The sequence below is a fragment of the Methanospirillum sp. genome (assembly GCF_035406105.1).
Classification (GTDB): domain Archaea; phylum Halobacteriota; class Methanomicrobia; order Methanomicrobiales; family Methanospirillaceae; genus Methanospirillum.
This window is the reverse complement of the sequence record NZ_DAONKG010000133.1, coordinates 1-6,972: the sequence shown is the minus strand read 5'-3', so window position 1 is coordinate 6,972 and position 6,972 is coordinate 1. Positions and strand designations below refer to the sequence as shown.

The window sequence follows — 6,972 nt, the reverse complement described above, 5'->3', positions numbered from 1 at the left end:
TCTCTGGCGATACGCAACCGCACTCATGCTCTATGGGGTGCATGATGTTATGCGGGGCCGGTCGACCGGATATGCAAAAATTATGCCGCCATCACGTTGGAAACAGATGTCTGTTGCAAAAAAACAGAAGACAATACGTGAACAGCTCTTGTCAGATCTTGGTTCTTCTATGCACATGTCAGCTTCAACCGTGCGTAATCTCTACCTCTGCCCGGTTTCGCTTCTTGCAAAACAATTTCCTGGCAGGTTTGCACGAACATACGATCTGGATGTTGATAAATTGGAAATCCTGATTCATGATCCTGCACGTGCAAAGTCTGTCATAAAAGAGATTGAACAAGAAAAAAAGCAGATTGAAAAAGAATTAAAAAAGAAGAAAGAGGAAGAGGGGAAGGTTAAAAAAAGCAGGAGTGTTAAAAAGGAGACAGAACCAGAAAGAGGAGAGATTTCTTCAATAGAATCATTTACCGGTACAGATCAGGCAATTTCCAGTCAGGAAGATACGAGAGATATTGCACAAAAAGATAAAAAATCTTCTCAGGCAACACTCTTTAGTTTTTAACATACATATGAAGCGGAACATCGCAGCCTGCAATGGGAGCAGGCCGGTCTGCTCCTTCAAATCCCAGATGATATACGATTAGGTCTGCCTGTATCTGCTCTGAGAGTCGTATGAGCGGAGGAATCATCTCCTCTGTCGGCCGGATGGCATAGATACAATCACAGTTTTGATAAAGGCAGAGGTTTGGATGATCAATATCGTCTTTAAAATAGGGAACACAGCTCCACCGTGGAGGATCAATAATATCGATGCACCGGATGAGTATTCCGGATCTGAACAAAAGACTTGCTGCATGGAGATTTGTTCCGGCTCCTGCCTCAATCACAGAGCGGTACCGTCCGGCAATGAACCGTGCAACAGCCGTCTCAATATATTTATACCCGCTCATTACCCAGTGTATTGGAGATGAATATCCTTATTTTTTGGGATCGCGGCGCACCAAATGGGCTTGAGATGCCTGTTGCCCGGATCATTTCTCAAATCATGGATATTCCGGCTGAAGTATGTGAAAGCCCAATCCTGTATAACGGGTTTGACAGGAACAGAAATCAGTTTGATGCTAGCGCAATATTAACCTGTCTTGATGTTTTTTCCCGCCGGAATGATGAGAAGAGATACATCTTACTGGTAACCGGTGATGATATCTTCCGGCCTGGAACCCGGTATGTGTTCGGATTATCCAGACCCGCAACAGGAACTGCTGTCATATCGTCAGCCCGGCTTCGAAATGAATACTGGGATCTTCCACCTGATGAGATGATGCTCATTGACCGGTTGTCACGGGAAGGTGCACACGAGATAGGCCATCTTCTTCAACTGGAACATTGTGACAATACATCATGCATTATGGCAAATCCACTGAGCCTTGATGATCTGGATAATAAACAATCAATGCTTTGTACTTCCTGTGCCGGGAAAATAAAAAATAATCTGATATCTGTTCGTGTATAACCTACGGTTTATACCAACTTTCAAGGATTTCCAGATTTTCCTGAGCAATTTTATTATCCGGATTTAATTCAACTGCTCTTCTGTATGCATTGATTGATTCATTGTAATATTGCATTGCATTCAATACATTCCCAAGATTATACCATCCCTGGTCAAAATCCGGAAGTATTTTCGTTGCATTGATGAGCGCTGATCGTGCCTCGTCGTTTCTCCCAAGGATATATAATACTCTTCCGTAATTATTCCAGGCATATCCGTTCTCTGGATTCAGATTGGTTGCTTTTGTAAGGGCTGTACGTGCCTCATCATACATCCTGGCCTCTGCGTATGCATAACCCAGGTTATTCCATGCATCTGAAAATTCAGGATCAAGGTCCAGGGCTTTTTGAAGAACTGGTATTGCATCACTCAGAGCATCGGATCTGATGAGGGTGTATCCTTTTGTGCTCCAGGCATATTTGTTGGCCGGATTGGCAGTAATAGCAGCGTCCAGTGCCTTCAGCGCTGATTCATATGCTCCTATTTCATTATATGCCCATCCCAGGTTTGTCCAGGCAACACTATGATTTGGATTTATGCGTGTGGCTTGCTCAAGAGGGGATATTGCGTCCTGAAACCTGCCCAGATTATTTAAGGCATAGCCGATAGAATTCCAGACCTCAGGGTCTGACACATTAGTCTTTGTATAATTTTCGAGGATTATCAACCCTTCCTGAAAAGATCCATTCTGAATCAGATTCATACCTTCTGCAGGATCTGAATAATTTCCATCAGCAGATACCAACATTGAAAAAAGAAAAATACTTATCAGAATGAGCACACCCAGGAAGGCACCGTTCATATTCATGTTAGTAAGAGATGCCTCTGAAAATAAATTGTTTATTGATTCATGAAGGGATATTCATGAAGGGATCATAGCTTCGGTTTCTTTTTTAATGCTTCCACCAGGAGTTCAATGGTTGCTTTTACATCTTTGAGGTCAACAACCTCAACCGGGGAATGAATGTATCGGGTGGCGACAGATAAAGGAATACTGGGTATTCCATCACGGACCAGATTGATAATTGATGCATCCGTGTTTCCTCCATCTCCCACTTCAAGCTGGTACGGGATCTTCATCCTGTCTCCCGCTGACCGGAGCCATGTAACGAGCCGGTTATCAGCAAGAAGTCCCCGCCCTGATGCACTTGCAAGGACAAGAACAGGACCCTTCCCCATCTCAACTGATGCTTCCTTTTTTGTGACACCAGGGTGATCACCTGGTATTGTTACATCAGTCGCGATAGCAATGTCAGGTTGTAATGCAAAGGCACTTACTTTAGCCCCCTTTAGTCCCACTTCTTCCTGAACAGTAAACACTCCGTAGATGGTCATTGTCGTCTTCATTCTTTTCAGTGTTTCAATCAGGACCAGGACGCCGACACGGTTATCCAGCGCCTTGCCAGTAACACGCTCATTTGCAAGTCGAATAAGTTCCTGTTCTATGGTAACCGGGGTTCCGATTTCAATGCCAAGGGCTGCTACCTCTTCTGCCGATGCAGCACCGACATCAATGAAGAGGTCTTCCATTTTTATCTCTTTCTTCCGATCCTCCGGAGTCATGACATGAGGAGGCTTAGAACCGATGACACCCGGAACCGGCCCTTTGGTTCCATGAAGAATAACACGCTGGGTATGAAGGGTGGGATTAAACCATCCGCCAATCCCAACGAACTTGATAAATCCTTTCTCATCAATATACTGGACCATTAGTCCGATCTCATCCATATGGGATGCAATCATAACAGAAAGACCAGTTCCTTTCTTTACTGCAATAAGATTTCCAAGTCTGTCTTCTGAAATCTCATCAACATATCCATCCAGTTCTTTTCTAATAATCTCCTTGATATTCCCTTCAAACCCTGAGAGCCCATGTGCATCGGAGAGTTTTTTCAGTAATTCATATACCATAGTTATGCCTCAAAAACCGGTTTCATTCGTTCAATCGCAGCCATAATATTTTCCCGTGAAGTGGCATAACTGAATCGGGCATATTCTGCACCTGATGGGCCAAATGCATCGCCCGGTACAACAATCACGCCGGCATCCATGATCTGCTGTGTCTTTTCTTTTCCAAGAGGTACAAATGCATAAAAAGCACCCTGAGGGATCGGGAACCTGACTCCCATGTCATAAAATCCGGATACCAGCATATCGCGACGAATCTTATACTCATCCCGCATCATCTTGACACAGGACTGATCGCCGGTATATGCAGCAAGCGCTGCATACTGACTGATGGATGTTGCACATGTCTGACAATACTGATGAATTTTCAGGCACTGTTCCATATATTCCGAAGGCCCGGCGATATATCCAAGGCGCCAGCCGGTCATCGCATAGGTCTTGCTTGTGGCATTCACGGTGATGACATCCTCACCGAAAGTTCCGGCACTTGCATGGACCTCATCATAGATGATATGCTCATACACCTCGTCTGAAAGAACGGTAACTCCGGCATCCATTGCTGCTTCGGTAATTGACCTGATGGTCTTTGCCGGCTCAACTGTACCGGTCGGATTACAGGGAGAATTTAGGATAAGAAGCCGCGCCCCGTCTAGTTTTTCATACAGGATTTGTTCATCGATATGCAAATCGTCAGTCAGGGGTATAAAGTCAGGAGTTCCTCCAGCCAGTCTGACACAGGCCTCGTACGATACAAATCCGGGATCCGTCAGGAGGACACGGTCACCAGTATCAACAAGACTTTGAATTGCGATAAACAGCGCCTCACCTGCACCCGCTGTAACGATGATCTGGTCAGGAGTGTATGTGAGATTATTTTCTTTTTTGAATTTTTCGACGAGTGCCTCCCGTAATTCAGGCAATCCGGCGTTGAACGTATAGCCGGTCTTTCCTTCTTCAATAGCCCTGATTGCGGCCTCCCTGATATGATCCGGGGTGATAAAGTCCGGCTGACCCAGGGTCATGTTTATTGAATCAGGCTTTGCAGCCTGGAAAAATTTCCGGATTCCGGACATCTCAATTGCCTGTGCACGAGCAGATATTTTTTTCATATTTTCACTCAATATTTGCATGCCGGTCTTTCAGGGCAGACTCATCGGTCTGGGTAATTTCCATCAGTCTTGAGATAACCGCATCACAGAAGGTCATGGCAGCAGTCTCAAACAGGGTTCCAAGCGGGGCAAATGACCGGTGTTCACCAAGCATCTGCCGGGTTTCATATTCCCTACTCTCATCAGGAATACTATCACGGTAATTCTCAATCATTACCGTCGAATCAGAGAGTTTTCCGATAGGAGAATCCGGATTTGAAGTGATAAGACAGATCCTTCCTCCAATCTCCTTGGCTGTCTGGACAATCTCATCGATCGTCCTGGTCTTCCCCGATCCGGAAAGCACAACGATGAGATCCCCTTTTTGTAATGCTGGCGTGATCGTTTCGCCGACAACATAGGTCATCATTCCAAGATGCATCAGCCGCATGGCAAAGGCTTTTGCAACAAGCCCTGATCTTCCTGCACCCATTACATAAATCCGTTTGGCGTCTAGGAGTTCCTTAATAAAATGAGATACTTCCTCATCAGAGATATGATCTGCGATGGCATTAATCCGTGATGCCATCAGTCGCATCATATCCTGTACACGATGCTGGTTCATACCTGTGTATACGTTCAGATGGAACCCTCATCAGGATATCGCACCTGTTCATCTGTTGGTTTATGACAGTAGGTGACAGGCTCAGATACTGGTGTCAGTTCACCATTTTCCATGATCGAGATCGGTCCATGTCCGCAGCAGTACAAAAGTTGTTTTCCGTGTGCCCGAAGCTCTTCATCGAGTTCTTCTGCAAGGCGCATGAGTGCTTTTCGCTCTTGTTTTACAAGATCCGGATCCACATTCACTGTTGTGACCAGGTACACTGCAAAATTATTGTATGCACTGCGTTCAGGGCTAAGGTGTTTGAGGTTCAGTATGGTATCAGAGGTAAACAGGATACCTGCATCCCGGCAGAGAATATAGATAAGACCATACTGGTGTCCGCCATGTCCCTCCAGAATTTCAAAGGTATATCCACCGGCAGTAAAGGTTGAAAGAACGGGAAATGCCCCCTCTTTTCTGTCACCTGCCGGGGGGAAGAGAATCACATCCCGGGGTGGAGTCATTCGTGCAAACAGGTTTATCATTACTGTATATACCTGCTCCAGAACGAGATCCTGTGAGGTAGCGCCCCAGGCACGATTATTGGTTTTTATTATCTCCCATGTCCCTTCATGAGTATAAACGGGAGCATTGAAAAACCCTGCTGCACCGCAGTGATCCGTATCCCCATGTGTCAGGATTATCCTCGTAAAATCTTCTTTCCCGCCAAGGCCATGTGCAGCAAACATCAAAAGAACATCTTTATGATAGATACCATACCCGGTATCGATCATTATTCGTTCATCTGGTGCGTCGATGACAAAAATTGAACCTCCTCCCGGAAGCTGGAAACAATAGAGGGTTAGCGTATCAGTAACCTGAATTTTTTGTACATCTGCATAAAATCCATCACCAGTTGTCTCTTTTAAATGCTTCCCGTTTAAAAGAATCTGTTCAAGAACATCCTGATACTCTTTGCCATATTCGGTTAGTTGTTGGGCGACATGACTAAACTGATGTAATAATTCAAGAATATCAGGATTCTCTTGATCATCAAGGATTTCACTGACACGTGCAGCATACCTGACGTAAAAAAGACTGCCATCATCACAGCTGTCTCCACAGTCATACCCTTCAATCTCAACCGGATATTCGGCTTTGATAGCATCTAATAACTCTTCGGTCAATTCTGGTCTGAGCACCCGAAGTATGATATGAAGTGCGTCAGGATATCTGCCCCGGTTATCAAAAGAGAGTGAACTGATCTCGGCATTATACCGATCCAGAATGGTGAGTATTCTGTGCAGTGTGCCGGGAATCTCAGGAACAATTACAGTAAACTTGACACTCTTCGGGTACGTAACGGTTGTCTGAAGATACCCCTGTTCCAAAAGAGCCTGCGCACCAAGGGCACATGCCTTCTCATCACCGGAAACGGAAAAAAAGGCGGTTACGGGATCCAGTGACCGGTTATACTGACATCGGGTAATCGTCAGACCTGAAGAAGCAATGATACGAACCGCATCAAGGAGCGATCCAGTATCAGGAATTCTGATAATAAAGAATTCATTTCGGTCCTGGGCCATGATATTACTCGGAGACGTAACTTTCCCGCTCTATAAAGAGACCGCCGAAAATGGTACGTTCAATCATCTCTGAAACGAATCTCATCTTCTGCGCCTCTTCCATATCGCTGTTCCGGTGGATTTCAGAGTAGATCTGAAGTCGGAGCAGACCGAATCGTAATTTTTCCAGTAATGTCTCATTCAGCGTGATTGCATCTCGGTAAATGGGTTCGATAAGTTCTGGAAATTGAG

At 45.2% G+C, this 6,972-nt stretch carries 9 protein-coding genes; 2 read left to right on the top strand and 7 right to left on the bottom strand.

The window, feature by feature from the left end; genetic code table 11:
• On the top strand, positions 1–562 hold a 562-nt coding region (locus tag PLA23_RS08765), incomplete at its 5' end, for an ATP-binding protein (RefSeq protein ID WP_502883615.1).
• On the opposite strand, the gene PLA23_RS08760 is transcribed toward PLA23_RS08765, so the two are convergent.
• Positions 552–950, bottom strand: coding sequence for a UPF0146 family protein (locus PLA23_RS08760; protein WP_324328041.1), 399 nt, complete (start codon positions 948–950; stop codon positions 552–554). The two genes, PLA23_RS08765 and PLA23_RS08760, sit on opposite strands and share 11 nt — an antisense overlap.
• Before the next feature lie 17 nt (positions 951–967).
• Here PLA23_RS08760 and PLA23_RS08755 point away from each other — a divergent pair, with 17 nt between their 5' ends.
• Positions 968–1,513: an archaemetzincin family Zn-dependent metalloprotease gene (locus PLA23_RS08755; RefSeq protein WP_324328039.1), complete on the top strand. Its 546-nt coding sequence runs from the start codon at positions 968–970 to the stop codon at positions 1,511–1,513.
• Position 1,514: 1 nt separating this feature from the next.
• Here the strand turns inward: PLA23_RS08755 and PLA23_RS08750 are convergent, their stop codons facing one another.
• The 6 genes from PLA23_RS08750 to PLA23_RS08725 form a co-directional block, all read right to left on the bottom strand.
• Entirely contained in the window at positions 1,515–2,255 is a 741-nt protein-coding gene (locus tag PLA23_RS08750; RefSeq protein ID WP_324328067.1) for a tetratricopeptide repeat protein, read from the bottom strand.
• Positions 2,256–2,425: 170 nt separating this feature from the next.
• Positions 2,426–3,463, bottom strand: a complete 1,038-nt coding sequence (locus tag PLA23_RS08745) for a M42 family metallopeptidase (RefSeq protein WP_324328037.1) — start codon at positions 3,461–3,463, stop codon at positions 2,426–2,428.
• Positions 3,464–3,465: 2 nt separating this feature from the next.
• A complete protein-coding gene (locus PLA23_RS08740; protein WP_324328035.1) occupies positions 3,466–4,569 on the bottom strand; it encodes a pyridoxal phosphate-dependent aminotransferase in 1,104 nt (367 codons plus the stop codon).
• A 4-nt stretch (positions 4,570–4,573) separates the two neighbouring features.
• Positions 4,574–5,173 (bottom strand): 6-phospho-3-hexuloisomerase, encoded by a 600-nt coding sequence (gene hxlB, locus PLA23_RS08735; protein WP_324328033.1) that lies wholly within the window; start codon positions 5,171–5,173, stop codon positions 4,574–4,576.
• Between the two features lie 14 nt (positions 5,174–5,187).
• Complete coding sequence (locus PLA23_RS08730; RefSeq protein ID WP_324328032.1) at positions 5,188–6,741, bottom strand: MBL fold metallo-hydrolase; 1,554 nt, start codon at positions 6,739–6,741, stop codon at positions 5,188–5,190.
• A 4-nt stretch (positions 6,742–6,745) separates the two neighbouring features.
• A partial coding sequence (locus tag PLA23_RS08725; protein ID WP_324474891.1) for a hypothetical protein occupies positions 6,746–6,972 on the bottom strand: 227 nt, incomplete at its 5' end.